Below are 26,509 nucleotides of genomic sequence, written 5' to 3'. Positions count from 1 at the left end.
TGCCCGTCGCTGGGCGGGAGAACCCGATATGCACATTGGATTTTGCGGCCTGGGTCGCATGGGGGCGCCGATGGTGCGGCGCCTGTTGCAGGCGGGCCATCGCGTCAGCGTCTGGAACCGATCGCCAGGCCCGGCGCAGCAGCTGGCGGCGGATGGCGCCCAGGTCTGCGCGACGCCTCGCGAAGTCGCCGACCGATGCGCTTGGGTGGCGCTATGTCTGTTCGATGCGGATGCCGTGGAGGCCGTGGTGTTCGGCCCGGACGGTTTGGCGCAGTCAGACGCGCTGGCGGTGCTGATTGATCATTCCTCGATCGCACCGGATCGGACGCGAACCTTTTCCGATCGCCTGTTTCAGGCTAATGGAGCGGTGTGGCTGGATGCCCCGGTATCCGGCGGGACGGGCGGGGCGGCAGCCGGCACGCTGGCCATCATGGCCGGCGGCCCGGTCGATCTATGCGCCCAGGTAGAACCCGTGCTGCTGCAAGCCTACGCGCAGCGCGTGACCCATATGGGGCCGGTCGGGGCAGGGCAGGTGACGAAGCTGTGCAATCAGACCATCGTCGCCACGACCATTGCGGCCGTTGCTGAAGCCGTCGCCCTGGCGCAGGATGCTGGGGTGGCTGCCGAACGGCTGCCGCAGGCCCTGGCGGGCGGCTGGGCGGATTCCACTTTGCTGCAGATGTTCGTGCCGCGCATGACGCAGGCGGCGGCGCCCGCGCCCCAGGCCAGCCTGGGGACGGTCCTGAAGGACCTGGACACCGTGGCCGACCTGGCCCGGCGGCAGGGCACGCCCATTCCGGTGGCGGCGGCGGTGGGGCAGACCTACCGCCTGGCGAACCGCCAGGGGCTGGGGCCTGCCGATACCTCTCAATTGATTCGTGTGTATGACTCTAGCGGAGACCTTGTATGAGTCGGCGTTTGAAAGTAGTCGCCGGTGCGGCGTGTGTTTTGGTGATCGCCTATGGCGCTGCGTCCTGGTATGCGGGGCGGGCGGCTCAGCAGTCCATCGAATCCTGGGTGGCGCAGGCCAATCAGGAAATCAAGGCGCAATGGGCCTCTGACGACGCCCCGCCCGTGCTGCGGCTGGAAGACTACCAACGTGGGATTTTTGCCTCGCAAGTCCAATACGTCTTCGAATTCCATGACGAAGAAGACAAACCCCAGGCCCTGAGCCTGCAGGATGATCTGCAACATGGTCCTTGGCCCCTGGCGGCACTGGGCGATGGGCATTGGCAGCCTCTGATTGCCTACAGCCGGGTGCGACCATTGCCCGGCGGTCTGTGGCAGCCCTGGTTCGATGCGGTGGATGACAAGGCCGGCCTGCCTTGGCGGGCGGATTCCCTGGTCGAATTCGGCGGTCATGTGGCATCGCGTGTAACTCTGGCGCCGGCGCGCGCAGACGACGGATCGCTGGATTTCAGCGGTGGCGCCCTGCAGCTGAGCTATCAGCAGGATACCCGGCATCTGAATTTGTCCGCCCAGGCGCAGTCCCTGGCGGTTCAGGATACCGACCTGTCGATGCGGATCCGGGTGGAAGGCCTGCAATTCGACAGCCAGACCACCCGCAGCGGCGATGCCGATCTGCAGTCGCACCAGCAGCTGAATCTGACGCAGATCCAGGTGACAGGCGCGGACGGCCCCGCGCTTCGTTTCCAGCAGCCATCCATGCAGATGGACGCCGCCCGCACGGGCAGCCTGCTGGACAGCCGGGTTCAGTACGATCTGGGCCAGTTGCAGGCCGGCGAACAGGATCTGGGCGCCTTGCAGCTCAAGGCCTCGGTCGAGCAACTGGATGTGCCGTCTTTCCAGGCGCTCATGATGGCGCTGGAACGCATGCAGGCCGATCAGGATCGCGATGGGCAGCCGCTGTCCGCCCAGGACGAACAGCAGCTGCGGTCCCTGGTGACGGCTGCGCTGGTCTCGTCTCCGCGCCTGTCGCTGGATACGTTGAACTGGACGACGCCCAGCGGCAAGACCGAACTGCAGGCAAAAGCGCAGTTCCGTCCGGCGCCAGACGATGCGCCTCAGGACCTGGGCGGTTTGCTGGAACGGGGGGTCGCCCGGCTCGCCATTCATATCGGGGTGTCCAAGCCCATGCTGCTCGACGTCCTGCGCCGCAGTCAGGCCGATGCCGATCCGGAGATGATGGTGGCTTTGGTCAGCATGATGTTCGATCAGTATGCCGGGCGCCTGACGCGGGCGGGCCTGGCGCGTGAACAGGATGGCAGGCTGCAGACGGATGTGTCTTATGCCGATGGGCAGGTGACGGTCAACGAGCGGGCCATGACGCCGGAGGCGTTCGTTCAGCAGGTGGACGAGACGCTGGGACTGGGCGGACTTTAAGGAGACCACGATGGAGACCGTCTTTACCCGTATTCTGTCAGGCGATATCCCCGCCGCCATCGTGTATCGGGATGAGCAGATCTTTGCCTTTATGGACGCGGGTCAGCTCAATCCGGGGCACGTGCTGGTGGCGCCCTGTCATCCGTACCCCACGTTGCTCGACATGGATCAGGACCTGGCGGCGGATCTCATGCGCCTGGCCTGGCGCGTGGCCCATGCGGTGCAGGACGCCTTTCATCCCGAAGGCCTGACCTTGCTGCAGGCCAATCGCCCCGCCGGTTGGCAGACCGTGCCGCATGCCCACATTCATGTCTTGCCCCGTTATGAAAACGACGGGGTGGGCCTGGTCTGGCCGCGCAAGGATCCGGGTGTCGACGTCCTGCGAGAGTACGCGGCGCGGATCGTTTTGCGTTGACGCCGCCGGCAGTCCGGTAATCCCCGGATCGCCGTTCAGCAGATATTTTCAGCTTGAATCAAAAGAGGCCTTCCAGGCCTCTTTTGATTTGTGCGGCGCAATATAAGAGGAAATATCATCCTGATGATTTCCCTTAAGCATTAACCCTTATTTATTGCATTGCATCAATTTTTTAAGTCATCAAAACAATATATACATCAATGACTTAATTGTGCTTTTTAAAGGGTTGAAAGACGTATTGGAAGGCGTCTGATTCAGGCTGTTCCAGCCTGTAAAAATCTGCGTAAGCTCTGCGTAAGTTTCAAATTTCTTAATAGCATCACGCAGAAATCTGGCTGTCCATTTCTCTGCTCAGCCACAAAAACAAAGCTGGACCATTCATAAAAATAAATCGCGGGTAATTGTGACACGCAGTACCTTCGCCGGGTGTTTTCAGCGCCCGGGGCAACTCAAAAACCAGGAGACAAAGCAATGAAGGACAAGCAAACGTTGGGTCAAGCCATGCAGACGCAGGTCAAACGCCGTTCCGTGCTGAAGGCGGGGGTGGCTGGGGTGGCTGGCGGCATGCTGCTGCCCGGCACGGCCAGTGTGGCGTTGGCACAGGATAAAAAACCCCTGGGGGCCTGGCCCGCCGGTGCCGAGGGCGACACCATCTTTCTGGGCGCGACCGTCGACCTGACCGGCCCGTATTCGGCCCAGGGCGCGGCGCAGCAGCGCGGCTACGAACTGGCCGTCGAACACATCAACAACGGCGATCCCATCCTCCAGAAAATTTCTCCCGATCTGAAAAAAGGGGTGCTGGGCAAGCAGCTGAAACTGGGTTCCGCCGATGCTGAAACCAAGCCCAATACGGGTGTTCAGGCGGCGACGCGCTTCATTCACGACGAAAAGGCCATGATGATTTCGGGCAGCACCAGCAGCTCGGTGGCCATCGCCCTGGAAAAGGTCTGCAACCGCGAACATACGCCGTATTTCACCGCCATCTCCGGCTCCAACGAAACCACCGGCGTCGATTGTCAGCGCTATGGTTTCCGTCCTTGCTACTTCGCCTACATGGCCTGCAAGGCGATCGCCCCCGTGGCCGCCAAGGAATTCGGCAAGACTCGCAAAGCCGCCTACCTGACGCCTGACTACACCTACGGCCACACCACCACGCAGTCGATGAAGGAATTCACCGAAAAAGAAGGCTGGACGACCGTCACCAACCAGGTTCATCCGCTGGGCGCCAAGGACTACAGCTCGTACCTGATCAACATCGCCAACACCGATGCCGACGTGCTGGTCTGCGTGGCGTACGGGGCGGATGCGGCCAATGCCATCAAACAGGCCAAGCAGTTCGGCCTGCTCGACAAGATGAAGGTCGTGGTGCCCTACAGCTCGGCCTACATCGAGGAAGAAGTCGGCCCCGATCTGATCGCCGGCGCACTGGTGGCGCAGGGCTTCTGGTGGACCATGCAGGACACCTACCCCGAAGCCAAACATTTCGTCGAGTCCTACCAGAAGAAATTCAAGGGCATGCCGCGTGATTCGTCCTTTTACGCCTATCTGGCCGTCATGGTCTGGGCGGCGGCCGTCGAGCGCGCAGGGGGTCTGTATCCGCCTGATGTCATCAAATCCCTGGAATCGGGCGCCGTCTTGAATCTGGCTACCGGGCCGTTCTCGATTCGCGCCGAGGATCACCAGGGCGTCGTGAACTTCCCGATCATGCGCGGCAAGAAAAAGGCCGACATGCAGAACCCCAACGACTACTACGAAATTGTCCAGATCGTTCAGGGCAAGGATGTAGTTCCGGATCTCGGGGTGCTGGGCTGCAAGCTGGGTGATTACATCTAAGTAGGGGCGCGCCTGGGGCGGCGGCATTGCTCCAGGCGCACCGTTGTCCGGGACTTTAAGGAGGCACCCGAGCATGTCATTGTTTCTATCGCAGCTATTCAACGGCTTGGCCACGGGCTTGTTGTTGGCGCTGATCAGCACCGGCCTGACCATCATCTACGGCACGCTCGGTGTCATCAACTTTGCCCACGGCGCGCTGTTCGTCGTGGGGGGCTATGCGGGCTACACCGTCTATGGCCTGACGGATTCTTTTGTGCTGGCCATCGCCGGCGGCGCCGCCGTGGCGCTGGCCTGCGGTCTGGTCATGGAACGCGGCCTGATGCGTAAGTTCTACAGCCGCCCGCCCGAGGACCAGATTCTGGTGACGTTCGGCATCAGCATCATCCTGGTCGAAATCGTGCGCGGCCTGTACGGCGGCGTCAGCCTGTCGGTCACGCCGCCGGAATGGGGGCAGGGGATCGCCAAGATCGGTTCGCTCATCTATCCGATGTATCGGCTGGAAACGCTGGCTATTTCGGCGGGCACCCTGCTGGTCCTGTATTTCATCCTGTATCGCACCAGCCTGGGTCTGGTCGTGCGCGCAGGGATCGAAGATTCGCAGATGGTCGATGCCCTGGGCATCAACATCAAGCGGGCCTTCCTGGTGGTGTTCGGCCTGGGCGCCATGGCTGCCGGCTTTGCCGGGGTCGTCAATTCGCCCATCGTGGCGCTGACGCCCGATATGGGTTTTCGCTATCTGGTTGAATCCTTTGTCGTGGTGGTGATCGGCGGCGTGGGCTCCTTCCCAGGCGCCATCGTGGGCGGCATCATTGCCGGCGAAATCCTCAGCCTCACGGCCATGGTGAATCCCCAGTATTCCGATGTGATGCTGTTTGTCGCCATGGCGCTGGTGCTGGTGTTCCGTCCGCAAGGTCTGATGGGGCAGGAGGGTCGGGAATGAGCACGTCACAATCAACCACGGTCGACGCCGCCGGCGCGAACGGTTCTATCAAACGAGGGGGTGGCGGCATGATCATGCGCGGACGGCTACCTGAAATGTGGGTGGGATTGGGCCTGATCGTGGCGCCCTTCATCTTGCCTGCGATCGGCATGAGCCCTGATCTTCTGACCCGTATTCTGATCTTCGGTCTGTTCGGCCTGGGTTTCGACCTGCTGTTCGGCTATACCGGCTTGCTGTCCTTCGGGCAGGCGGCGTTTTATGGCACGGGCGGTTTCGTCACGGCCTATCTGATGACCGATGGAATCGTGCCCAATATGCTGCTGGCGCTGCTCATCGGCACGGTGGCGGCAGCCGCCATGGGGTTGGTCATCGGCTATCTCACCTTGCGGCGCACCGGCATCTACTTTGCCATGAGCACGCTGGCCTTCGGGGAAATGTTCTTCTTCATGGAGAACTCGGTCTTCAAGGAATACACCGGCGGTGAAAACGGGATTGCCGGGGTGCCTTCGCCTGAAATCGCACTGGGCTTCATCAATATCCAGATCGGCAGCGGCTGGCCCATGTACTGGTTCGTGGCGTTTGTCTTCTTCGTGGGTTATCTGATTGCCCGGCGCATCGTGCGTTCGCCGTTTGGCACCGTGCTCAAGGCCATTCAGGGCAACCCCAAACGCGCCACCGCGCTGGGCCATTCGATCCAGTCCTACAAGCTGATGGTGTTTGTCGTGGCGGCTGCCTATGGCGGTCTGGCCGGCGGGCTGCTGGGCTTGTTCCAGTCCTATATGCCGCCCGACGCCTTCGCGCTGGCCACCTCGGCTGAAATCGTCATCCAGACGGTGATGGGCGGGGCCGGCACGCTGCTGGGGCCTTTGCTGGGCGCGACCATCTGGCTGTATCTGTACGAAGGCCTGCAACAAGTCGGCGGCCTGGGGCCTTATTGGAAACTGATTCTGGGCGTGGTGTTCGTGGTGCTCGTGACGGTCTTCCGCCACGGGGTGGCCGGCGCCGTCATCCAGATCTGGAACCGCACCCGCAAGCTGCCCGCCGGCATCGATTCCGACGCCAGCAACAAGGTCGCCAGCACGCTGGATATCGTGCCTCCGCTGGCCACCACCCGCGAAGGCGCCCCGGTGCTGGAAGCGCGCGGCATCAGCAAGCACTACGGCGGCTTGAAAGCCAACTCCGACATCGACTTTACTTTGCGCGATGGTGAATTGCACGGGGTGATCGGGCCTAACGGTGCGGGCAAGTCCACCTTCTTCGCCATGCTGGCGGGTGAATTGCCTACCACGTCCGGCAAGGTCTTCTTCCGCGGCCAGGACATCACCGGCATCGGGGTGACATCGGTCTGCCAGCTGGGCATGAGCAAGTCCTACCAGATCAATCAGCTCTTCGAGCAGCTGACGGTCCGGCAGAACATGATGATTCCGGTGCTGGCGCGTTTGCGTGGACGCTATCGCAGCGACCTGTTGTCCAGGCTGCATTCAGAACATCTGGATACCCAGGTCAATGCCGCCATCGCGCTGGTCGATCTGACCTCCCATGCCGATGTGCTGGTGTCGGATATGTCCTACGGTGAAAAACGCCGCCTGGAAATCGGCCTGGCGCTGGCCACCGGTGCCAATGTGCTGCTGTTTGACGAGCCGCTGGCAGGCCTTGGGCCCGAGGAACGCGTGCTGGTCGTCTCGCTGCTGAAGTCGATCCGCAAGGGCCGCAGCATGGTCATCGTCGAACATGACATGGATGCCATGTTCGAACTGGCCGAACGTATCACGGTGCTCTACGAAGGCCGCAAGCTGGCCGAAGGAACGCCGGATGAAATCCGCTATGACGCCTCGGTCCAGGCGGCTTATCTCGGGGGGATGGACGATGAGTCTGCTTGAAGTCGATAAAATCAACAGCTATTACGGGGATTCCCATATCCTGTTCGATGTCTCCATGCGCATCGAAGAACACGAAGTCGTCGCTTTGCTGGGGCGCAACGGCGCCGGCAAGAGCACCACGCTGAAATCCCTGATGGGGATGGTCGAAGTCAAATCCGGGGCCATCCGTCATCGCGGGGTGGAAATCCAGCATCTGCCGCCTTACGGGCGGGCGATGCTGGGCATCCAGCTGGTGCCGGAAGAGCGTCGCGTGTTCGGCTCGATCACTGTGCAGGAGAATCTGCAGCTGGCGGCCATGACCGCCGAAAACCCCCGGTCGCTGGACGACATCTATGCCACCTTTCCCCGCTTGGCCGAACGCAAGCGCAATCGGGGCAAGCAGCTCTCGGGCGGGGAACAGCAGATGCTGGCCATCGCCAGGGCGATGATCCGCAATGCGGACATCATCATGCTGGATGAGCCCTTCGAAGGTCTGGCGCCGCTGATCGTCAAAGATCTGATGCGGGTCTGCCGCGAGCTGGCCGATGCGGGGCAGACGATCGTCATCGTCGAACAAAACGTGCGGGCGGCGCTGTCGCTGGCCGACCGCGCCTATATCGTCAACAACGGACATGTGGTGTACGAGGGCACGCCCAAGGACCTGCATGAAAACGGTGAAATCATCGAGCGTTATCTCGGGGTCAAAGCCTGATTCATGCCGGCCCGGACGGGCGCTTTATGGGGTCTCGCATTGGCGAGGCCCTTTTTTTTCCGAGTGTCCGGGGTGTTAATCTATAGTCCGTTTCATTTTCTTGCTCGTTGTCCATGTCCACGTCTCCCGATGTCGGCGCTGCAGACAGTGATCTGTTGCGGTATGTCGCGTCCAGCCTCTTGCCCACGCCCTGGGCCGTCTTTCAGATTCATGCCTTTGTCGAGCCGGTCACGGACAAGGAACACGTCGCCTTGACCCTGGGCGATGTGGGGCCGGATGCGCCGGTGCTGGCCCGCATTCATTCCGAATGCCTGACGGGCGATGCCTTGTTCAGCCAGCGCTGCGACTGCGGCGCGCAGCTGGAAACCGCGCTGCAGCGCATTGCCGAGGAAGGGCGGGGCATCCTGATGTACCTGCGCCAGGAAGGCCGGGGCATCGGCCTGGTCAACAAGATTCGCGCCTATCAGCTGCAGGATCAGGGCGCCGACACGGTGGAGGCCAATGAGCGCCTGGGCTTCCCCGCCGATATGCGGCGCTATGATCTGTGCCGTCCCATGCTGGCGCACTTTGACATCCGCAGCGTGCGGCTGATGACCAACAATCCGCGCAAAGAACGTGTGCTGGCGGATCTGGGGATCACGATCGCCGAACACATCCCGCTGCAGGTGAACCGCAACCCCTATAACGAGCAATACTTGCGGACCAAAGCCCGCAAACTGGGCCATCAGTTCAAGGAATACTTCGGCGAAGCTCCCTGAAGCGGACGTCAAATCCCGGTGCTGTTTGAATGTCCCCTATGGATATTACTGATAGTGACGACCCTGACTGCATGTTAAAAAGCCGAGTGTTGCAGTTTTCTCCGGAAGTGCCGTCATGGTCCTAGCGCTGCATTCACTTGTCTTTCCGTGATGGCTCTCTCTACCCCCTCATTTCATTTCCCCGAGGGCCAGACGCTTGGTGCTCGGGCCGAGGCGCTCTTGCCCACCAGACCCTCCGATCGCTCCCACATCCTGGCCTTGCTACGTCTGGGTGATTTTTCGCAGGATGCCTTTCTGGCCACGGATACACGTGGCGCCATCGTCTATATGAATCGCAGCGCCGAGCGGCTGTTCGGCTATCAGCGTGAGACCGCCTTGGGCATGCCCGTCTCCACGTTGTTGCCGGATATCGGCGACGTCAATGCGCGGCTGGATCAGGATGGCGTCCGTCATACCTTGCTGTGGCGAGGGCCGGGGCAGCATTGCGAGTCCCGGATTTTCCCGCTGGCGGGCGCGGCGACGCAGATTCCTTCTTCTTCGGGCCGCAGCCATCTGTATGTGATGCGCCAGCGCCACAAAGATCAAGACGACACCGATCGCCAGGCGGAACTGGCCTCGCTGGTGTATCGCAATACCAGCGAAGGCATGCTGGTGCTGGACCCGAAAGGCATCATCCTGGATGTGAATCCGGCCTTTGTCAGTTTGCGTGGCCGTTCGGAAGCCGACGTCATCGGTCGCCATGTGCGCTGTCTGAATTCCCCCTGCCATGATCGCGAGTTCTACCGCACCATGTGGCGCGCGGTGATAGAAACCGGCAGCTGGCAGGGCGAGCATTGGGGCCAGCACGTCAATGGCGAACTCTACCCGGAATGGCTCAGTATCAATACCTCGTTCGGCGATGATGGCGAAGTCCATCGCCGGGTGATGATTTTTTCCAATATCGCTGAAATCAAGCAGGCGGAAGCCATCATCTGGAAGCAGGCCAATTTCGACCGGCTGACCGATCTGCCCAATCGCCAGATGTTCCATGATCGTCTGGAACAAAGCATCCGCAAGGCCCAGCGCAGCAATGGGCGGCTGGGCCTGTTGTTTCTGGACCTGGACCGCTTCAAGGAAATCAACGATACCCTGGGTCATGCCATGGGCGATGATCTGCTGAAAGAAGCCGCCCGCCGCCTGAGCGCCTGCGTGCGCCAGAGCGATACCGTGGCCCGTCTGGGCGGCGATGAATTCACGGTCCTGCTCGACGACGTGCGCGAACCGCGCGATGTCGAACGCCTGACGCGGTCCATCCTGCGCACCCTGGCCGAACCTTTCCGTCTGGGGGTGGAGACCGTCTTCATTTCCACCAGCATCGGGGTGACGTTCTTTCCCGAAGACGCCACCGATGCCGAATCCCTGTTGAACAACGCAGACCAGGCCATGTATTCGGCCAAGGCCGATGGCCGCAACCGCAGCCGCTATTTCACTGCGTCCATGCAGGAACGCGCCCAGACGCGTATGCGCCTGGTCAACGATCTGCACTTGGCGCTGGATCAAAACCAGTTTTCCCTGCATTTCCAGCCCATCGTGGATCTGCAGGACGGCAGGGTGGCCAAGGCCGAAACCTTGCTGCGTTGGCATCACCCCGTGCGGGGGCTGGTGTCGCCCGCGGAATTCATTCCGCTGGCCGAGGAAACCGGCATCATCCGGGCGCTGGGCGATTGGGTGTTTTGCGAGGCGACGCGCCAGGCAGCCGAATGGCGGCAACGTTTCAGCCAGGACATCCAGGTCAGCGTCAATATTTCCCCGGCCCAGCTACGCCACGAAGGCCTGGATCTGGCATTCTGGGCGGCGCATCTGGATACCTTGGGCCTGCATCCGCGTCACGTCATCGTGGAAATCACCGAAGGCCTGCTGATGGATTCCGATGATGAACGCATCCGTCAGCAACTGGAAGCCTTCCGCAATGCGGGCGTGCGCGTCGCGCTGGATGACTTCGGTACCGGGTATTCGTCGCTGTCCTATCTGCGCAAATTCAATATCGACTTCCTGAAGATCGACCAGTCCTTCGTCGCCAACCTTTACCCTGGCGGCGCCGATCATGCCCTGTGCGAGGCCATCATTCTGCTGGCCCACAAACTGGGCTTGCAGGTCGTGGCCGAAGGCATCGAGACCGCCCAGCAGTACGAATTGCTGGCGGCGGCGGGGTGCGATTACGGGCAGGGGTATCTGTTTGCCCGTCCCATGCCTGCGCATGCCTTCGAGGCCCTGCTGCAGGCCGGCACCGACATCCGCCCTGGACAATTCCAGGGGCGCACGGCAGTGGGTTGATCAGTCCGGGCGCTGGCTTTTCAGGCAGTCGGCAGTAGCCGGCAGGACAGCCCAGTGCAGATCGATCAGGCGGCCCTTGGGGCCGGACCAAGGCACTTCATCCACCCCTTTCCAGGGGGCTGCATCGTATAGCGCCTGCAGCTTGGCCGAGGGGGCGGCCCGCCCTTGGGGGCTGTAGGCGACCACCGCGCCGCAGTGCAACGCCGTGCCGGGGGCGAACCAGGGGGATTGTTCGTCGCTGGCGTCGATGTAGACCTGGGTCTGTGGGCTGACGTGCACGGCGATATTGCCGCCCAGCCAGGTGTTGGACACGATGACGCGCAGCGGGCGGCCTGGCTGGTGCTGCTGCCAGTGCTGCACGGCCAGGGCGGCCAGCGCCGGCCCCGGATAGGTGGAACGGGATGCCTGTCCCAAGGATTGGGCCAGCGGTCCGCGTGCAGCGGCGTAGCCCAGTGCCATGATCAGGTGCAGGGCGGCTGTCAGGATCAGGATGCGACGCAACTGCACGGATTCAGGGCCGCGCAGCCACCACAGGCCGTAAAAGCCAAACAGCACGAAGAACGTGCTGGCCCAGGATGCTTCCAGCCGTGATCCCAGCAGAATCGAGACCAGGATGGTGGAGACAAACGGCGCCAGCCCGACCCAGAGCAGAAACTGGCGGTCGCTGGCGTTGAAGTCCTGGATATAGCGTGGCGCATCCTGCGCATCGGCAAAGGACTCGTCGTTGGCGGCATGGCCCGGCGCCCGATCCCCGCAGCGGCGGCGCCACAGCGCCCAGGCGCCCAACACGACCAACATGGGCGCCAGCCGCCCCGCCTGATCCAGGATAAAGGACAGCAGCGCGCCCAGCGCCGCCAAACGACCGCCCGCCTCCAGCGAGGCGTCGGCATACAGCAGGGGCTCGAAACGGTGCTGGATCAGCCACCACACATGCGGGCTGATGATCAGGGCGAAGGCCAGAGCGGCCCAGCCCAGGCCGATCCAGGTGCGCCGCTGACGCCATGCGCCGCTGCGCAGCAGATACAGGAAAAAGGCGGTGAACTGGATCAGGACGCTGTATTTGGTCATCATGGACAGCCCGCCGACCACCCCGAGCAGCACCCAGTCGCGGGTCTGTTGACCGCGCAGCGCCCGGTAAAACAGCCAGATGGATGCCGTGATGGACCATAGCTGCGCCGTGTTGTGGTTGTAGATCGTGCCGCGCAGCGAAAAATACGCGGTGACGGAGACCAGCAGGGTCGCCATCAGCGCCCGGCGACGGGAGGTCAGCTCGCAGCCCAGTTTCCAGACGAACCACAGGCCCAGCGCCGAAAACAGCTGTCCCATCAGGAACGGCAGCCAGACCGGACGCCCCAGCAGTTCGGTGGCGAAGTGCATGATCCACGAAGGCAGGGGCGGATGTTTGGTATAGCCCAGTTCCAGGCTGGCGGCCCAGACCAGTTCTTCCATGCCGTCCAGATCAGGGGCCGAGTGGCTGATCCCGCACAAAGTGGTCCACAGCGTCGCCATGCCCAGCAGGCAAAGCAACACCAATGCGTCCCCAGGGGGGCGTGCCAGAAGGGGGATCGTGGGGCGTAGGGCCTGCTGCATGGCCGCCAGTATACGATCCCGGTTCGCATCAGGGGAATCCGTCGCGTGCGCCTGGCTGCGTGGTACTATCGCCGCAGGCGTGCGCCGGGGCTGACGCGCGTCCGATCATCATCTTGCACAGGTTTCTCCATGACGACTGAAGTCCCCATCATCCGCGCCCGTTCGGGGTCAAAATTCATCAGTCCGCAGGGTACTCGCGCCGTCAAGGACGGCATGCGGCCCAGCGAACTCGCTGACATTCCTGATTCAGCCCCCAAGCCCTCATGGCTGCGGGTACGGGTGCCGTCCGGCGCCCGCTACCAGGAAGTCCGCGATATCGTCGAAACCCACAAACTCAATACCGTCTGCGCAGAATCCAAGTGCCCGAACATCGCCGAATGCTGGGGTCGCGGCACCGCGACCCTGATGCTGATGGGGTCGGTCTGCACCCGCGCCTGTAAATTCTGCGCGGTCAGCACCGGCAATCCCCACGGCTGGCTGGATCATGAAGAACCCGCCAGCGTGGCAGACGCCGTCGCCCTGATGCAGCTGAAATACGTCGTGCTGACGTCCGTGGATCGTGATGATCTGATCGACGGCGGAGCAGGGCACTACGCCGCCTGTATCCGGGCCATCCACGAACGCTCGCCGCACACGGCGGTCGAGGCGCTGACGCCTGATTTTCAGGGTAATCACGGTTGCATCGAAACCATCCTCGATGCCGGCTTGACGACGTTTGCCCAGAACGTCGAAACCGTCGAACGCCTGACCCATGTCGTGCGCGACGTGCGGGCCGGCTATCGGCAAACGCTGGATGTGCTGGCGCATGCGAAGTCCTACGCGCCGCAGACGCTGACCAAGACCAGCATGATGCTGGGCCTGGGGGAAACCGACGATGAAATCGAACAGGCCATGGATGACATCCGTGCGGCCAATGTCGATATCCTGACCTTTGGCCAGTACATGCGGCCCACGGCCAATCACCTGCCGGTGCGCCGCTTCGTCACGCCAGACGAATTCCGTGCGTATCGCGATCTGGGTCTGTCCAAGGGTTTTCGTGAAGTCGTGTCCGGGGCGCTGGTGCGTTCCAGCTACCGTGCTGAACAAGTGCTGGAAAAAGAAAACGTCGGGCTCTGATCCCGTCGCGGCCTACGGCGCGCGGCGGGCATGGGTCGGGACGATGTGATCCATAATGACGTGTATCAGCATTCAAGACGGAGTGTGATCATGACGACCCGAGCTATCACCCGCATTCTCCCGGCTCAGGCGACTCAGGACGGGGCCGGTGTCCGCCTGTTGCGTGTCCTGGGATATCAGCATCATGTGCGGATGGACCCATTCCTGATGCTGGACGCCTTCTCGTCCGATGATCCCGACGATTACATCGCCGGGTTCCCGCCCCATCCGCATCGCGGCTTTGAAACCGTCACCTACATCGTCGACGGCCATATGCGCCATCGCGATCATCTGGGCAACGAAGGCGACCTGCGCGCCGGCGGCGTCCAGTGGATGACGGCGGGACGCGGCATCATCCACGAAGAAATGCCGCAACAGGAAAACGGCTTGCTGCGCGGTTTCCAGATCTGGCTGAATCTGCCGGCTACCGAAAAAATGCAGCCGGCCCACTACCGGGACATTCCCGCCGCCGACATCACGACCGCCGAGCTGCCCGAGGGCGGTTTCATCAAGCTGATCGCCGGGACCATTCCCTGGGCGACCTGTCCCTTGGTCGGTCCGGGGCAGGGGGCGGAGCAATCCGTCACGCAACCCCTGATCGCCGATATCTGCGTCATGGCTGGCCAGTCCGTGGATATTCCCGTCCCCGCCACGCACCAGTTGCTGCTGTACGTGTTCGAGGGCCAGTTGGCTGCCGAAGACCAGGCGATCGCCGCCGGACATAGCGTCTGGTACGGCGAACAGGGCGAAGTCGTGCGCATCGCCCCGGCGGCTGAGGCTGCCAACGGGGTGCGCGTTCTGTTGCTGGCCGGCAAGCCGCTGAACGAACCCATCGCGCAATATGGTCCGTTTGTCATGAATACCCAGCAGGAAATCGAGCAGGCCCTGCGCGACTATCGCGACGGGGTATTGGCGCAGCCGGCGCAAGGCGCTTAGCAGCGCTGCATCATACCGCCAGCGCTGGATAGGGTTTTGTCGTCCGTCGGACGTCGATACAACAAGGGCGGGTGAGACACCTCATCCGCCCTTGTTGTATTCAATCGTCGTCCCAATCGCGGTCCCGGTGGCCGCGATAATGCTTCCAGGCCTTTTTTCGGTATTTCCGTTCGTAGCGTTCGTAGTGGCCGCGATCCACCCAGCCGCGACGATAGCCGGGGCCGGGGACGTAGACCGGTTCGGGCACGACAACGACCCTGGGGGGGTGGTAGTAGCGAGGTGGCGGGGGCGGATAGTAGGCCGGGCCGCCCCAGATCATGCCGGGGATGCCGATGGAAATCCCCACGTCGATGTCGCCTGCCTGGGCGACTGGCCCCCCGACCAGAGCGCCAGCCAGCACAGCGGCTGCGATGATGCTTTTTCTCATTGGTTTCTCCTGCCAGTTGATGGTCATGATTGTGGCCGACAGGGCAGGAGAAAGCATGGACGTCTTGCGTAGAGTCGCATCAAAAGGCTACCTGGAGATGCATCAGGCGGCGATTCGGCACAAATCCTAACGTTTGTTGCCGCCGTGGTGTGAAAAAAACGTCAGTGTCCGATCCCAGGCCAGTTGGGCGGCCTCCGGGCGGTAGGCAGGCGTGGCATCCCTGCCGAACGAGTGTCCGGCGCCGTCGTAGACATGTATTTCCACTTGGGTTTGGGCTGCCCGGATCTGATCCACATCCGACAGGGGGATGGAAGGGTCCTGTCCGCCAAAGTGCATCTGCACCGGGATGCGGGCCGTGTCGTGGCAATGTTTGGTGATGCCGCCCCCGTGCCAGCACGAGGCGGCAGCAAAGACATCGCTGAGACACGCCATGCGCCAGGACAGATAGCCGCCCCAGCAATAACCGGTCAGCAGCTTGACCGTTTGCCCCTGCAGGGCGGCGGCAGCCGCTTCGATATCCAGGCGGGCAGTGTCGTCCGGGATGGCTTTTTTGTAGCCCAGGCCGCGCTGGATGTCGTCGGGGCTGTAGCCTAGCTGCAGCCCGGTGTCGGGCGCAGTCTTGCGATCGAACAGGGACGGGCTGATCGCGCGGTAGCCCTGGGCGGCATAGCGGTCCACCACGCTGCGGATGTACGGATTGATGCCGAATATTTCCGGCAGCACCACCACGCCGGCGTGGGCATCGTCGGGGCCGTTGACATAGGCTTTCAGGGGATGGCCATCGCGGGCCGTCAATGTGATATCCATCAGCGTGCTCCAGAATCAGAGAGATGCGTTTGATCGTACCCCATTGCGCATGGGTCGCGGCTGGGTCTTAGGGGGCGGTCTGGCCGGACACGCCCGCCTGTTCCAGGCGTTGCAGAGGATCTTGCCGGTAGTATTGGACCAGCAATCCGTACCAGTCCGGCCAGGCTGCCGCCATCGCCCAGGGTTCGATGAAAAAACTTTCCGAGCTGACCGCGAAGAATTCCGCCGGGTCCTGGGCCGCATAGGGGTCCAGCGGCAGATCCGCGTACCAGTCTGCGGCGGCATCGGATTCGGGGTCCATGTGGGACGGGATGGCGGCTTCGATCTCGTCGACCCACGCGTTGAAATCGTCGAAGGTCGTCTCCAGCACGTCGCGCCAGTGGCGGGCATCCAGGTCCCGGTGCGCGCGCAGGCCCGGCATGCCATCCGCACCGCCCGCCCGCTGATCGAGTTTATGGGCGAACTCATGGATCACCACGTTCGCCAGGGTGTCCGGATCGGGCCGGGCGTCTTCCCAGGACAGGATCACCGGGCCGCCTTCCCAGGATTCCCCGGATGTTTCCTGGACGTATTCATGGACCACGCCCGCCTCGTCGGTATCGGTGCGCGCCACCAGGAAACCGCCCGGATACACCACGATCTGCGTCCAGCCCCGGTATAGCGACGTGTCCAGGCCCAGAATCGGCAGGGCCGCCTGCACCGCGATCGAACGGCGCATGTCCGGCGTCACCTGCAGGCCGTGGGCGCCGTGAAAGGCTTTGTTCGCCAGAATCCAGGCGGTGTGGTGGCGCAGCGTCTCGGCGCTGTGCTCGTCCAGGCCCAGCAGGAACCGGTGCTGTGCGAGAAGCTGCGGCCAGACCTGCGCATCCAATGACGCCAGGGCCTGGTCGATGGCCCGATCCCGGGCGGCGCGCCCCGTCAGCCAGCGCAGCATGATGGGCGCCCAGGCAGGGCAGGGGTGTGGTGAATGGTCCTCATGGGACCTGATTGTAATTTCATTATCCGAAAAAGACCGGTACAATAAGGAGGTATGGGGCCGACATGGCTTCGACGTGGGTCACAAAACAAGATAGTGCATACCGAGCCCCAGTTCGCTCGTAAATCCACTGGAAAACTACAAACGCCAACGACGAGCGTTTCGCTCTGGCCGCTTAAGCGGTGAGCCGCTGCACCGATCTGTCCCTGGGTCGGGTGGGGTAAAACCCACAGCAGCGTCACTTACAGGGAATCGGATTCGACCAGGTCACTGGGTCGCCTCTTAAATCAGTGTGAATCGCTGCGGAAGGGCCTGTCGTCCGGCATGATCCAAAGCTAAAAAATTAAAATAGGCCGACTAAGTATGTAGATCTACTTGCAGAGGGCTTGCGGACGGGGGTTCAATTCCCCCCGGCTCCACCAGCTATTTGAAGCCCGTCATCCGGTTCCAGCCAGATGGCGGGTTTTCTTTTTGGGCTCTGCTCGTGGGCGGATGTGTGTTCGGGACTGTGCGGGGGCTGCGTGGATCTCCCCTGGCCCATTTTTATAGGCGCCTCATGATGTTTAGAGACTTGCTGGATGACCTTGACGATTATTCTCCCGCGCCGGGCAAACTATTGGACGTGCCTTTTGTCCCTAGCGATGATGATGTGATCGAAGGCCTGTTGAGCTTGGGGGAAGTCCGCTCGACGGACTTGCTGTACGACCTGGGCTGCGGCGATGGCCGTATTGTGATCGCTGCGGCACGGACGCGGGGCGCACGCAGCATCGGGGTGGAGCTCGACCCGCTGCGTATCGCAGACGCCATGGAAGAGGCCGGTCATGTCCGCGTGGAATACCTGGTCGATTTCATTGAAGAGGACATCTTCACCGTAGACATCCGCGACGCGACCGTCATCACGTTGTATCTCCTGGAAGCGGTCAATCTCCAGTTGCGGCCCCGTCTGCTGAAAGAACTCCGGCCCGGTACGCGCATTCTGTCGCATGTGTTCAAGATGGGCGACTGGCGGGCGGATGAACAGATCGAATTGCGGGGCGGGAACCAGCGAGGCGTGAACCTGTACAAATGGATCGTGCCGGCTCAGGTGGCAGGCGTGTGGGAATGGGAAGGCATGGAAGGCGGGCAGTACCGGGTGCAGCTCGAGCAACGCTTCCAGGACGTGACCGGCAGCGCCTGGCTGGATGACGCTGTCGTCAAAGTGGACAGCGCGACGCTGTGCGGCGCTGCCCTGACGCTGCGCATCCAGACCGGCAAGACGGCTGTTCCTCAGGCTTTCATCCTGAATTTTGAAAACAATGCGCTGGCGTCGGTCTGGGTCGATGAATAGATGAACGCCGGCGGAATGACATGGTCCGCGGTTTACCCGTCACTGGTGAGCGGGCATTCCTGGGTCGTCGTCTTGGGGCAGGATTTCCCGGACGACGTCCAGGGGCCGGCACAGACGGGCGCCCAACGGGGTGACCACGATGGGCCGGTTCATCAGGATGGGATGCTGGATCATGAAATCAATCAGCTGCTCGTCGGTCCATTTCGGGTCGTCCAGGCCCAGCTCGGCGTAGGGCGTGCCTTTTTCGCGCAACACGGATCTGACCGGCACGCCCATTTGGGCAATCAGTGTCGTCAAGGTAGCGCGGTCGGGTGGCGTTTTCAGGTATTCGATGACGGTGGGTTCTTCGCCCCTGTCGCGCAGCAGCGCCAGGACATTGCGCGAGGTGCCGCAGGCGGGATTATGGTAGATGGTGATTTGGCTCATGCCGTTGCCTCGGTGTGATTGGAAAAAAGACCCGATGGTCCTACATAATAGCGAACTGGCGATAGCATAAGCCGTCCGTTTGGCAGCCAAAGGATTGACATGGATTTGACCTCTGCCGCGAAACCCAGTTTTCGCGAACTGTACACCCCCAAGATCGTGTCTGTGCTCAAGCAGGGCTACAGTCTGGCGAATCTGCGGGCGGATGCGTTTTCGGGCTTGACGGTGGCGATCGTCGCCTTGCCGCTGTCCATGGCGATTGCCATTGCCTCCGGTGTGACGCCCGACCGTGGCCTGTATACCTCCATCGTCGGCGGCTTCATCGTGTCCGCTTTCGGCGGCAGCCGTTTCCAGATCGGGGGGCCGGCGGGGGCTTTCATTGTGCTGGTGGCGGCGGCGGTGGCCCAGCACGGGGTGGATGGGCTGTTGCTGGCGACCTTGTTGTCGGGATTGATGCTGGCTGCCATCGGTTTTCTGCGGCTGGGCACCTTCATCAAATACATACCGTATCCGGTGACGGTGGGTTTTACCGCCGGGATCGCCGTCATCATTTTTGCCAGCCAGATCAGGGATCTGTTCGGCTTGCGCCTGGAACACGAGCCGGGACCGCTGCTGCCCAAATTGCAGGCGCTGGGCGCCGCGATGCCGACGGCCAGTCCGATGGCGATGCTGGTGGCGGCGGTCACGATCGGCGTCATCATCGCTGTGCGGCGGGTGCGGCCGCAATGGCCTTCGTTTCTGATTGCGGTCGTGGTGACTGCCGCGGGCGTGGCGGTATTCGGCCTGCAGGTGGAAACCATCGGCACCCAGTTTGGCGGCATCCCGCAGGCGCTGCCTATGCCTCATTTGCCTGATGTTACGGTCGACAAAGTCCTGGCCGTGATGCCCAATGCCTTGGCTTTTACCTTGCTGGGTTGCATCGAAAGTCTGCTATCCGCCGTGGTGGCGGATTCGATGGCCGGGGGGCGGCATCGCTCCAATTGCGAACTGGTCGCGCAGGGCATGGCCAATATCGCATCCCCCTTGTTCGGCGGCATCTGCGTGACCGGCAATATCGCGCGCACGGCGGCGAATGTCCGTTCCGGCGCGCACGGACCGGTGTCGGGCATGCTGCATGCCGTGTTCCTGCTGTTGTTTGTGCTGGTCGCGGCGCCGGTGGCGTCCTACATTCCGCTGGCCAGTCTGGCGGGCGTGTTGACCATCGTGGCCTGGAATATGGTGGAAAAACACGCTTTTGCGCGTTTGTTGCGCGTGTCCTGGGGCGATGCCGTGGTGCTGCTCGTGACCTTTTTGCTGGTCATTTTCCGCGATCTCAGCGAAGGCATCCTGATCGGCTTTGCCCTGAGCGCCTTTCTGTTCATGCACCGCATGGCGGGGATGGTGGCGGTGGAACGCGTCCATCCCTCGTGGATACCGGATGACCGGCCCGACGAGATCGCGGACGTGGCCCTGGGCGACGAGGAACTGGCGGTCGCAGCCGATGCGGATATCGCGGTCATCCGTGTCAGCGGGGCGTTCTTTTTTGGCGCTACGTCGGCTGTCCAGGCGGCGTTGGATCGCATCGGCGATCAGCCCAAGGCCTACATCGTCGATCTGTCGGATGTGTCTCTGCTGGATTCCACCGGGGTCGCCACCATCGAGGATCTGGCCGGCAAGGCCAGTCGGCGGGGCGCCGCCGTCTATATCGCCGGGGCGAGCCGATCTGTCCGGCATACCTTGTTGCGTCACGGGGTACAGCATGCCTCGGCGCAGTTCTGCAAAGACGTGGGCCGCGCGGTCGCGTCCGCCCGCCAGGCTATCAGCGCATCGTAGCGCGATGGCGTGCGGGCGGATCGAATCCGCCCGCCGCCCGCTACTGCAAGGCGAAATCCACGCGGGTCGCCGGGCCGCCGTCGTCCGTGTCCGACGCATCGGTCTTGGGCGCCACGATGAAGACCCGGTTGGTCAGGTCCTGAGCAGTCGTCAGGATCTGTTCGTACACGGCTTGCGCACGGGCTTCGGCCAGGGTTTCCAGGGACTGTTGATTCAGCGGGGCGGCGGCCAGCAGCAGGGCGCTCATTTGTTCCGGCGGCAGCGATTTGGCAAAGCCGATGGCGTTGCGCGGCTTGTTCTTTATTTTGGTGTCGTCATAGACGTCTTCCAGATATTTGGCGCGGTCGGCGTCGCTCAGTGTGATGCTGGCCGGATCGGTTTTCTTGCCGATGTCGCGCGCCTTGAGCGCGCGCAGCTTGTCATCCACCCAGGCCTGGCGCAGGCCGGCTTCGTCGGCTTGGGGATCGGCGCGGCCAATGATGTCCATCTTCAGCGAGGGGCGGTCGTTCAACGCCGTGACCAGGGTGGCGATGCTGGATTTGGCGGTGTCGTCCAGTGCTGCGCTACCGGGCGCAAAGGCGATGTGCGACAGATCGTTGTCGCTGCCGAAAGCGGAAGCCAGCAGCGAGAAAGGCGCAGTCACGGCCTTGACCAGCGTGTTCATGATCACCTTGACGATGATGCCGCCCACCGAAAACTCAGGGTCGTCCAGCGAACCGGAGATCGGCAGATTGATGTCGATATTGCCGTTGGCGTCTTTCAGCAGGGATACCGCCAGCAGCACCGGCAGCTGGATGGCGTCGGGACTATCGGACGGTTTGCCGAAGGTCAGCTGATTGAGTTGCACCTTGTTGCTGGCCTGCAGGGCGCGGTCCTTGATTTGATACTGCAGATCGACCGACAGCTTGCCGCGTTCGATGGCGTAGCCGACGTATTTGGATGCGTAGGTGGTGAAGCGGGGCAAGTCCACGCCCTGGGCGGATGCCTTCAGGTCCAGCGCCAGGAAGCGCGCGAAAGGCTGCACCGTGCCCGACACGGAAAAGGGCGCCGTGCCATACACGCGGCCTGCGATGCTGACCTTGGCCGGTGTGGGTTTGGACGAGGACACGGCAGTGAGTGTGCCGTCGATGGACGACAGTTCGGCGCGGTAGTTGGGCCGCACGAAATGGTCGTTGAACGTCATGCGCCCGCGCGAGAGCTTGACACTGCGGATCGAGATGTCGGGGGCGGCGGCTTGGCGAGCGGCAGGCCTGCTGCTTGTGGCCGCGCGGCGGGTTTGCGTGTTTTGCGTGATGGATCCACCCGCCTGGCCTTTGTCCACCAGGATATCCATGACGTTCAGCCGCGCATCGCTGTTCAGCAGGACGTTGCCGTAGAAGTCTTCCAGGGCGATGTCGCCCAGGTCCAGGCTGAGCGCCTGTCCCGTCATCGAGACGCGCATATTGTTCAGGCCCAGGCGCTTCCAGTTCAGGAATGCCGCCTTGTTGATGCGGTCCTGCAAGTCCAGATCGTTGACCTGGACTGCGCCGCGCCAATCCACCCGCATCGGTTTGCCGTTTTGTTCGGGGGCGAATTCCGCGTTGCCGCGCGCGCCCAGGGATACGCTGCGCACCGTGGCGTTCAGGCTGGAAGCGATGTAAGGCGCCAGGGAAGCCACGTCGAATTTCTTGAGATCGACGGATGTTTTCAGTTGCAGCGGCTGTGTCGTCAGGGAACCCTTGAGCGCCAGGGTGCCGTGCTTCTGCAGGCCATCGGCCTGCAGACTGAAGCTCGTCGGCTGGGCATCCAGCGCCAGACGATCGGCTTCCAGCGTCAGCGAGTGAAGCGACAGGTTCACACCGGGTTTGACGGAATCATCGCGCGCGGCAAATTGCTGCAGGGCCAGCTTGAGCTCGCGGGCTTCTATGCGCGTATCGGCCACGTTGACCTTGCCTTCCAGGCTCAGCCGTCCATCCTGCACGGTCAGCGGCGCGACATGGCGAACCGCCGCCGCGAAGGGCGTCAGCGCCAGTTGGTCCAGCCGGACCTGCGCTTGGACCGACAGGGGCTGCAGCACGACGGGCGCCTGGATCTGCAGCGAACTGCCGTCCGTGGGGTTGTCCATGTCCAGGTGCACCAGCATGGGCTGGTCCGCCGCCTGCGGCAGGGCGATGTGCTGGATGTCCGCGCCCAGCTCGTTTAAGAGGTAGTCCAGGCCGGAGGGATCGTCGCGCAGGCGTACCTCGCCGGCCTGCATCTTGAAGGCGTCGATGGCGATCTTCCAGGCGGGGGCTGCCGGTGCTGCGGGCTGTTCAGCGGTCTCGGCGGGCGCAGGTTCAGTCTGCGCGGGGGCGCCCAGTTTGGCAAAGCCCGCCGCGACGCGCTGCCAGTTCAGTTGTTTGGCGTCGCGGTGTGCTTCCACATGCGGTTTGTCCAGACGGATGGTGCTGATGGAGACGGTGCGGGCGCTCAGGTCGGCGGACAGACCCTGAACCTGCAGGCGATCCCAGTTCAGCAACGGTTCGCCCGAAGATTCGATCATGTCGAGTTGACGCAGACCCGCGTCGCCCTGCACTCGGACCCGTGGCGCTGCGCCTGCGGGTTGTTCGAAGAGCACCTGCAGCTTGGAATCCAGCAGGGCGCTTTTGAGTTGGACGGGCAGGGCCAGCGGCCAGAAATCGGCCCACGGATCGAGTTTCAGACCATCCAGCGTCACGTTCAGCGTGGACGAGGGGACGTCGTCGAACGGCAGCGCCGTGCCGGTGAGCTCGAAGGGGCTGCCGTTGATGTGCATCCGCACTTGGGGCAGCACATCGATCTTTGTGGCGTAGCCTAGCGAGGAAATGAAAGGGATCCCCAGCGTCAGGTCGTCGATTTTCTGTTGGCGGCCCGTGACCTGGTCGTCTAGCTGGATGGCGCCCCCGGTCAGCGACAGATTGTTCAGGGAAAAGCGCGGGGGTTCCTGGGCCGAGGGTTCGGCGGGCGGTGGCGTGGGTTCGCTGGCCAGGCGGTCGACGATATCGGAAAAGTTGAAGCGCGCCGTGTCCAGGCGCGTCAACGCGAGACGGGGTTGGTCGATGTGGATGCGGTCGAGCACCGGCGCGAACAGCACCAGGGAACGCCAGGCCACGCGCAGGTCGATCTTGCCGATCTGCAGCAGCGGCGCGGATTCGGGCTTGGCGATGACGAGATCCTGAGCGCTCAGCGCCAGCGTGAAGGGATTGAAGCGGATCTCGCCCACGTCTACCTGGCGGCCCAGCAGTTCGGCGACGTTCCGGGTGAGCGCATGGTGCACGGCCTTGGGCACCAGCCATGCCGACAGCGCGGCCAGCAGGAGCAGGGTGAGCGCGATGCCGCCCAGAATCCTGATCGCCCGTCGGCTGAGTGTCAGCACTGGCATTCTGAATGACATGATCCGCGCCTCTCTGTTGTGATGCCGCGCCCGGCGCCATTGGACGCACGCTGGCATCAGGCCAGTCGGGACTTTTGCTCATTATCGCTACGCGGACTCGATGAGTCCATTGCGGGAAGCCCGTTTTTGCATTCTTTGAATGCCGGCGCCCGGCGGGCAGGGGGTGCGATGCTGCGCCGGCAGGCGCAGACGCGGTGTCAGTGGGCGCGTCGGCTGCGCTGCCAGTCCAGCAGCACACTGGAGGCGTGCGCCAGGATGGTTTTGTAGTGCTCGGGCGGCAGAGCCTGGCGGAGCGCATCCAGCAATTGCTGGGTGCCGCTTTGCGCCAGCGGCGGCAGGTCGGTCCCCAGCAGGCGGATCTGGATGTGAGCCAGGGTGTCGGCTACCAGCCGCCAGCCCAGCGTCGGCATGCGGGCATCCAGCGTCAGCAGCAGGCTGCCCAGGGTGTGCAGGATCGCCTGGACGGCCTGCATGTCGGCGCCCGATGCCAAGGCATGCCAGAGCGCCAGGTGGATATCGCGGCGCAGGCTGATCTTGAAATCGATGGCGTTGCCATCCTGCGCATCCAGCCGTTCCAGTTGCTGCTGCAGACGGGCGTCTTCGGCGGCATCGGTCTGGGCCCGCAGATCCCCGATCAGCCGCGTCAGAGACGGAATGGCGGTGATGCCGAAGGCCTGGCTGAAGGCCAGTCCCCACTGATCCAGCCCCGATAACAGCATCGCCAGTCGCAAAGCGGCGGCATCCGGAGAGGGGGCCGCCGCGATCCAGTCCAAACAGCGCGCCGGGAGATCGGCGGTCTGGTCCGTGGAGGAATCAGCGGCTGCCTGCCGGAATACTTGCGTGAAGGCTTCGCGCGCCAGGGCGGCGGCGTGGCGCTGGTCGTCCGCCGAGGCCAGATCGGCCAGGGCGTCGGTAAAGATGACGGCGTCCGGCATGTGTTCACATACCCCGCAATCGGATCAACTGGGCCTGGTTCAGGCGTCTGGCTTCCTGTTCGGCGTAAGCCGCTTCCCCTGGCTCGTATGAGCCTTTGTACAAGCAGCTGCTGGGGCTGACGGCGCACAGCGGTTTGCTGAGGGCGGTGCTGATGCTGTCACCGAGGCTGCTGGTGGTGCTGTCGGATGCGCATCCTGAGGCCAGCATGGCCAGCGCCACCACGGCGCCCAGGCGGCTGAGAGTTCGTATGGGCATGGTCCCTGATCCTGCTGGGTGAAACAGCCTTTTATACCATGCGCGTTCGGCCCTATATAATGAAAAATTCCTGCAAAGTATGTCCATTTTCTGTGACCACCCCCTCCGCCGACACTGATGACCGCCCCGGTCTGCTGCTGAAACTGACTGTCGTGCTGGTGGGCATGTTCGCCTTCATCCAGGTCTATTCGATCCAGTCGATTCTGCCGCAGCTGCAGCACGATCTGAATGCTTCTGTGGTAGAGATCGGCAACGCAGTGGGAATGACGGTGCTGGCGGTGGCGCTGATTTCACCCTTTGTCGGCATGCTGTCCGATGCGATCGGTCGTAAATGGCTGATTGTCGGGTCGGTATTCGCGCTGGCGATCCCGACAGCGCTGATCCCGTGGGTGGAATCGATACAGGGTTTGCTGGTGCTGCGGTTCTTGCAGGGGCTGGCGGTGCCGGGGGCGTCGGTGGTGACCATCGCCTATATCGGCGAGGAATTTCGCGGCCCCAGCATGGTGCGTTTTGTGTCCTTGTATGTGTCCGGCAGCGTGTTGGGGGGATTTTCCGGGCGCTTCATCCTGGGGCATTTGACGGAATACATGGCGTGGCAATCGGCCTTTGGCGTCATGGCCCTGTTGAACCTGGCCGGGGCGGCGATCATCTGGCGCGGCCTGCCCGATTCGCGACATTTCGTGGCCAATGCCCGGTTTCGATCCAGTATGAACGCCCTGGGACAGCTGCTGCGCAATCCCTCGCTGCAGGCCGCCTGCGCCTTGGGCTTCACGGTGCTGTTCGTCCTGATCGGGCTGTTCACCTTTGTGAATCTGCATCTCGCGGCGCAGCCCTATCATTTCAGCTCCGGCCAATTGGCCAATATCTTTGCCGTCTATCTGCTGGGGGTGGTCGTGACGCCGCTGGCGGGGCGTCTCATTCCCCGCCTCGGCGCGCGCCGCACGGTTTTCTGCACGCTGGCGATCTCCGCATTGGGGGTGGCGCTGACCCTGGTGCAGCCATCCTGGGGCATCGTGGTGGCGTTGGCGCTGGCGGCGTGCGGTACGTTCGTCACCCAATCCGCCATCATGAGTTTCATTGCCCGTCGCATCACCAGCGGGCGGTCGCTGGCCAGCGGCCTGTACTATTCCGCCTACTATTGCGGCGGCTTTACCGGGGCCTGGCTGTGCGGCGTGGCCTATGCCTGGGGAGGCTGGCATGGCACAGTGGCGATCCTGCTGCTGACGCAAACCCTGGGCGGACTGATCGCCTGGCGTTTTATGCCGGGGCCTGCGACAGCGGCCTGACGGGGTTTCACTCCG

At 62.7% G+C, this 26,509-nt stretch carries 22 protein-coding genes and 1 other RNA gene; 15 read left to right on the top strand and 8 right to left on the bottom strand.

The window, feature by feature from the left end:
- The first annotated feature begins 28 nt into the window (after positions 1-28).
- The 9 genes from WBF69_RS08385 (at position 29) to WBF69_RS08345 (ending at position 11,173) form a co-directional block, all read left to right on the top strand.
- Entirely contained in the window at positions 29-910 is an 882-nt protein-coding gene (locus WBF69_RS08385) for an NAD(P)-dependent oxidoreductase (protein ID WP_424263131.1), read from the top strand.
- Positions 907-2,343 carry a YdgA family protein gene (locus WBF69_RS08380; RefSeq protein ID WP_424263129.1) on the top strand — a complete coding sequence of 479 codons (1,437 nt, stop codon included), beginning with the start codon at positions 907-909 and terminating at the stop codon, positions 2,341-2,343. Before WBF69_RS08385 ends, WBF69_RS08380 begins: the two co-directional genes overlap by 4 nt.
- A 10-nt stretch (positions 2,344-2,353) precedes the next feature.
- On the top strand, positions 2,354-2,758 hold the full coding sequence (locus tag WBF69_RS08375; RefSeq protein ID WP_424263127.1) for an HIT family protein: 405 nt from the start codon (positions 2,354-2,356) through the stop codon (positions 2,756-2,758).
- A gap of 471 nt (positions 2,759-3,229) precedes the next feature.
- Complete coding sequence (locus tag WBF69_RS08370; RefSeq protein ID WP_424263125.1) at positions 3,230-4,591, top strand: substrate-binding protein; 1,362 nt, start codon at positions 3,230-3,232, stop codon at positions 4,589-4,591.
- A 73-nt stretch (positions 4,592-4,664) separates the two neighbouring features.
- Entirely contained in the window at positions 4,665-5,531 is an 867-nt protein-coding gene (locus WBF69_RS08365) for a branched-chain amino acid ABC transporter permease (RefSeq protein WP_424263123.1), read from the top strand.
- On the top strand, positions 5,528-7,411 hold the full coding sequence (locus WBF69_RS08360; protein ID WP_424263121.1) for an ABC transporter permease subunit: 1,884 nt from the start codon (positions 5,528-5,530) through the stop codon (positions 7,409-7,411). The genes WBF69_RS08365 and WBF69_RS08360 overlap by 4 nt, the downstream gene beginning before the upstream one ends.
- On the top strand, positions 7,398-8,102 hold the full coding sequence (locus WBF69_RS08355; RefSeq protein ID WP_424263119.1) for an ABC transporter ATP-binding protein: 705 nt from the start codon (positions 7,398-7,400) through the stop codon (positions 8,100-8,102). Before WBF69_RS08360 ends, WBF69_RS08355 begins: the two co-directional genes overlap by 14 nt.
- A gap of 113 nt (positions 8,103-8,215) precedes the next feature.
- Positions 8,216-8,860 (top strand): GTP cyclohydrolase II, encoded by a 645-nt coding sequence (ribA, locus tag WBF69_RS08350; RefSeq protein ID WP_424263117.1) that lies wholly within the window; start codon positions 8,216-8,218, stop codon positions 8,858-8,860.
- A gap of 219 nt (positions 8,861-9,079) precedes the next feature.
- Positions 9,080-11,173: a putative bifunctional diguanylate cyclase/phosphodiesterase gene (locus tag WBF69_RS08345; protein WP_424263115.1), complete on the top strand. Its 2,094-nt coding sequence runs from the start codon at positions 9,080-9,082 to the stop codon at positions 11,171-11,173.
- Here the strand turns inward: WBF69_RS08345 and WBF69_RS08340 are convergent, their stop codons facing one another.
- On the bottom strand, positions 11,174-12,703 hold the full coding sequence (locus WBF69_RS08340; RefSeq protein ID WP_424263113.1) for a glycosyltransferase family 39 protein: 1,530 nt from the start codon (positions 12,701-12,703) through the stop codon (positions 11,174-11,176).
- Between the two features lie 189 nt (positions 12,704-12,892).
- On the opposite strand from WBF69_RS08340, the gene lipA reads away from it, so the two are divergent.
- Both lipA and WBF69_RS08330 read left to right on the top strand, forming a co-directional pair.
- On the top strand, positions 12,893-13,879 hold the full coding sequence (lipA, locus tag WBF69_RS08335) for a lipoyl synthase (protein WP_424263111.1): 987 nt from the start codon (positions 12,893-12,895) through the stop codon (positions 13,877-13,879).
- A gap of 90 nt (positions 13,880-13,969) precedes the next feature.
- A complete protein-coding gene (locus WBF69_RS08330; RefSeq protein ID WP_424263109.1) occupies positions 13,970-14,854 on the top strand; it encodes a pirin family protein in 885 nt (294 codons plus the stop codon).
- Positions 14,855-14,954: 100 nt separating this feature from the next.
- Here the strand turns inward: WBF69_RS08330 and WBF69_RS08325 are convergent, their stop codons facing one another.
- The 3 genes from WBF69_RS08325 to WBF69_RS08315 all read right to left on the bottom strand — a co-directional run bounded on the left by WBF69_RS08325 (position 14,955) and on the right by WBF69_RS08315 (position 17,022).
- On the bottom strand, positions 14,955-15,281 hold the full coding sequence (locus tag WBF69_RS08325; RefSeq protein ID WP_424263107.1) for a hypothetical protein: 327 nt from the start codon (positions 15,279-15,281) through the stop codon (positions 14,955-14,957).
- A gap of 126 nt (positions 15,282-15,407) precedes the next feature.
- Complete coding sequence (locus WBF69_RS08320) at positions 15,408-16,088, bottom strand: dienelactone hydrolase family protein (RefSeq protein ID WP_424263105.1); 681 nt, start codon at positions 16,086-16,088, stop codon at positions 15,408-15,410.
- Positions 16,089-16,155: 67 nt separating this feature from the next.
- Complete coding sequence (locus WBF69_RS08315; RefSeq protein WP_424263103.1) at positions 16,156-17,022, bottom strand: zinc-dependent peptidase; 867 nt, start codon at positions 17,020-17,022, stop codon at positions 16,156-16,158.
- Positions 17,023-17,120: 98 nt separating this feature from the next.
- Between WBF69_RS08315 and ssrA the strand changes: the two genes are divergently transcribed.
- Both ssrA and WBF69_RS08305 read left to right on the top strand, forming a co-directional pair.
- Positions 17,121-17,486: a transfer-messenger RNA gene (ssrA, locus tag WBF69_RS08310) on the top strand.
- 134 nt (positions 17,487-17,620) lie between these two features.
- Positions 17,621-18,391, top strand: a complete 771-nt coding sequence (locus tag WBF69_RS08305) for a class I SAM-dependent methyltransferase (protein WP_424263101.1) — start codon at positions 17,621-17,623, stop codon at positions 18,389-18,391.
- Between the two features lie 39 nt (positions 18,392-18,430).
- Here the strand turns inward: WBF69_RS08305 and arsC are convergent, their stop codons facing one another.
- Positions 18,431-18,817, bottom strand: a complete 387-nt coding sequence (gene arsC, locus WBF69_RS08300) for an arsenate reductase (glutaredoxin) (protein WP_424263099.1) — start codon at positions 18,815-18,817, stop codon at positions 18,431-18,433.
- A gap of 99 nt (positions 18,818-18,916) precedes the next feature.
- Between arsC and WBF69_RS08295 the strand changes: the two genes are divergently transcribed.
- Entirely contained in the window at positions 18,917-20,626 is a 1,710-nt protein-coding gene (locus tag WBF69_RS08295; RefSeq protein WP_424263097.1) for a SulP family inorganic anion transporter, read from the top strand.
- 40 nt (positions 20,627-20,666) lie between these two features.
- On the opposite strand, the gene WBF69_RS08290 is transcribed toward WBF69_RS08295, so the two are convergent.
- The 3 genes from WBF69_RS08290 to WBF69_RS08280 form a co-directional block, all read right to left on the bottom strand.
- Positions 20,667-24,017, bottom strand: a complete 3,351-nt coding sequence (locus WBF69_RS08290) for a DUF748 domain-containing protein (protein WP_424263095.1) — start codon at positions 24,015-24,017, stop codon at positions 20,667-20,669.
- Between the two features lie 197 nt (positions 24,018-24,214).
- Positions 24,215-24,952: a hypothetical protein gene (locus WBF69_RS08285; protein WP_424263094.1), complete on the bottom strand. Its 738-nt coding sequence runs from the start codon at positions 24,950-24,952 to the stop codon at positions 24,215-24,217.
- Positions 24,953-24,956: 4 nt separating this feature from the next.
- Positions 24,957-25,208 (bottom strand): hypothetical protein, encoded by a 252-nt coding sequence (locus WBF69_RS08280; protein WP_424263092.1) that lies wholly within the window; start codon positions 25,206-25,208, stop codon positions 24,957-24,959.
- A gap of 92 nt (positions 25,209-25,300) precedes the next feature.
- Here WBF69_RS08280 and WBF69_RS08275 point away from each other — a divergent pair, with 92 nt between their 5' ends.
- The gene (locus WBF69_RS08275; protein WP_424263090.1) at positions 25,301-26,494 is read left to right on the top strand and encodes an MFS transporter; all 1,194 of its coding nucleotides are present in this window, start codon (positions 25,301-25,303) and stop codon (positions 26,492-26,494) included.
- The last annotated feature ends 15 nt before the right edge of the window (positions 26,495-26,509 follow it).

It is taken from the genome of Castellaniella sp. (genome assembly GCF_049673105.1).
Classification (GTDB): Bacteria; Pseudomonadota; Gammaproteobacteria; order Burkholderiales; family Burkholderiaceae_B; genus Castellaniella.
This window is presented reverse-complemented; position numbering and strand designations above follow the sequence as displayed.

Bases quoted from the DNA above. Each gene is read 5' to 3' on its own strand.
- WBF69_RS08365 (WP_424263123.1), top strand. From the start codon at position 4,665: ATGTCATTGTTTCTATCGCAGCTATTCAACGGCTTGGCCACGGGCTTG.
- WBF69_RS08330 (WP_424263109.1), top strand. From the start codon at position 13,970: ATGACGACCCGAGCTATCACCCGCATTCTCCCGGCTCAGGCGACTCAG.
- WBF69_RS08315 (WP_424263103.1), bottom strand. From the start codon at position 17,022: ATGCTGCGCTGGCTGACGGGGCGCGCCGCCCGGGATCGGGCCATCGAC.
- lipA (WP_424263111.1), top strand. From the start codon at position 12,893: ATGACGACTGAAGTCCCCATCATCCGCGCCCGTTCGGGGTCAAAATTC.
- WBF69_RS08370 (WP_424263125.1), top strand. From the start codon at position 3,230: ATGAAGGACAAGCAAACGTTGGGTCAAGCCATGCAGACGCAGGTCAAA.
- WBF69_RS08325 (WP_424263107.1), bottom strand. From the start codon at position 15,281: ATGAGAAAAAGCATCATCGCAGCCGCTGTGCTGGCTGGCGCTCTGGTC.
- arsC (WP_424263099.1), bottom strand. From the start codon at position 18,817: ATGAGCCAAATCACCATCTACCATAATCCCGCCTGCGGCACCTCGCGC.
- WBF69_RS08375 (WP_424263127.1), top strand. From the start codon at position 2,354: ATGGAGACCGTCTTTACCCGTATTCTGTCAGGCGATATCCCCGCCGCC.
- WBF69_RS08285 (WP_424263094.1), bottom strand. From the start codon at position 24,952: ATGCCGGACGCCGTCATCTTTACCGACGCCCTGGCCGATCTGGCCTCG.
- WBF69_RS08295 (WP_424263097.1), top strand. From the start codon at position 18,917: ATGGATTTGACCTCTGCCGCGAAACCCAGTTTTCGCGAACTGTACACC.
- WBF69_RS08305 (WP_424263101.1), top strand. From the start codon at position 17,621: ATGATGTTTAGAGACTTGCTGGATGACCTTGACGATTATTCTCCCGCG.
- ribA (WP_424263117.1), top strand. From the start codon at position 8,216: ATGTCCACGTCTCCCGATGTCGGCGCTGCAGACAGTGATCTGTTGCGG.
- WBF69_RS08280 (WP_424263092.1), bottom strand. From the start codon at position 25,208: ATGCCCATACGAACTCTCAGCCGCCTGGGCGCCGTGGTGGCGCTGGCC.
- WBF69_RS08380 (WP_424263129.1), top strand. From the start codon at position 907: ATGAGTCGGCGTTTGAAAGTAGTCGCCGGTGCGGCGTGTGTTTTGGTG.
- WBF69_RS08360 (WP_424263121.1), top strand. From the start codon at position 5,528: ATGAGCACGTCACAATCAACCACGGTCGACGCCGCCGGCGCGAACGGT.
- WBF69_RS08355 (WP_424263119.1), top strand. From the start codon at position 7,398: ATGAGTCTGCTTGAAGTCGATAAAATCAACAGCTATTACGGGGATTCC.
- WBF69_RS08385 (WP_424263131.1), top strand. From the start codon at position 29: ATGCACATTGGATTTTGCGGCCTGGGTCGCATGGGGGCGCCGATGGTG.
- WBF69_RS08320 (WP_424263105.1), bottom strand. From the start codon at position 16,088: ATGGATATCACATTGACGGCCCGCGATGGCCATCCCCTGAAAGCCTAT.
- WBF69_RS08290 (WP_424263095.1), bottom strand. From the start codon at position 24,017: ATGTCATTCAGAATGCCAGTGCTGACACTCAGCCGACGGGCGATCAGG.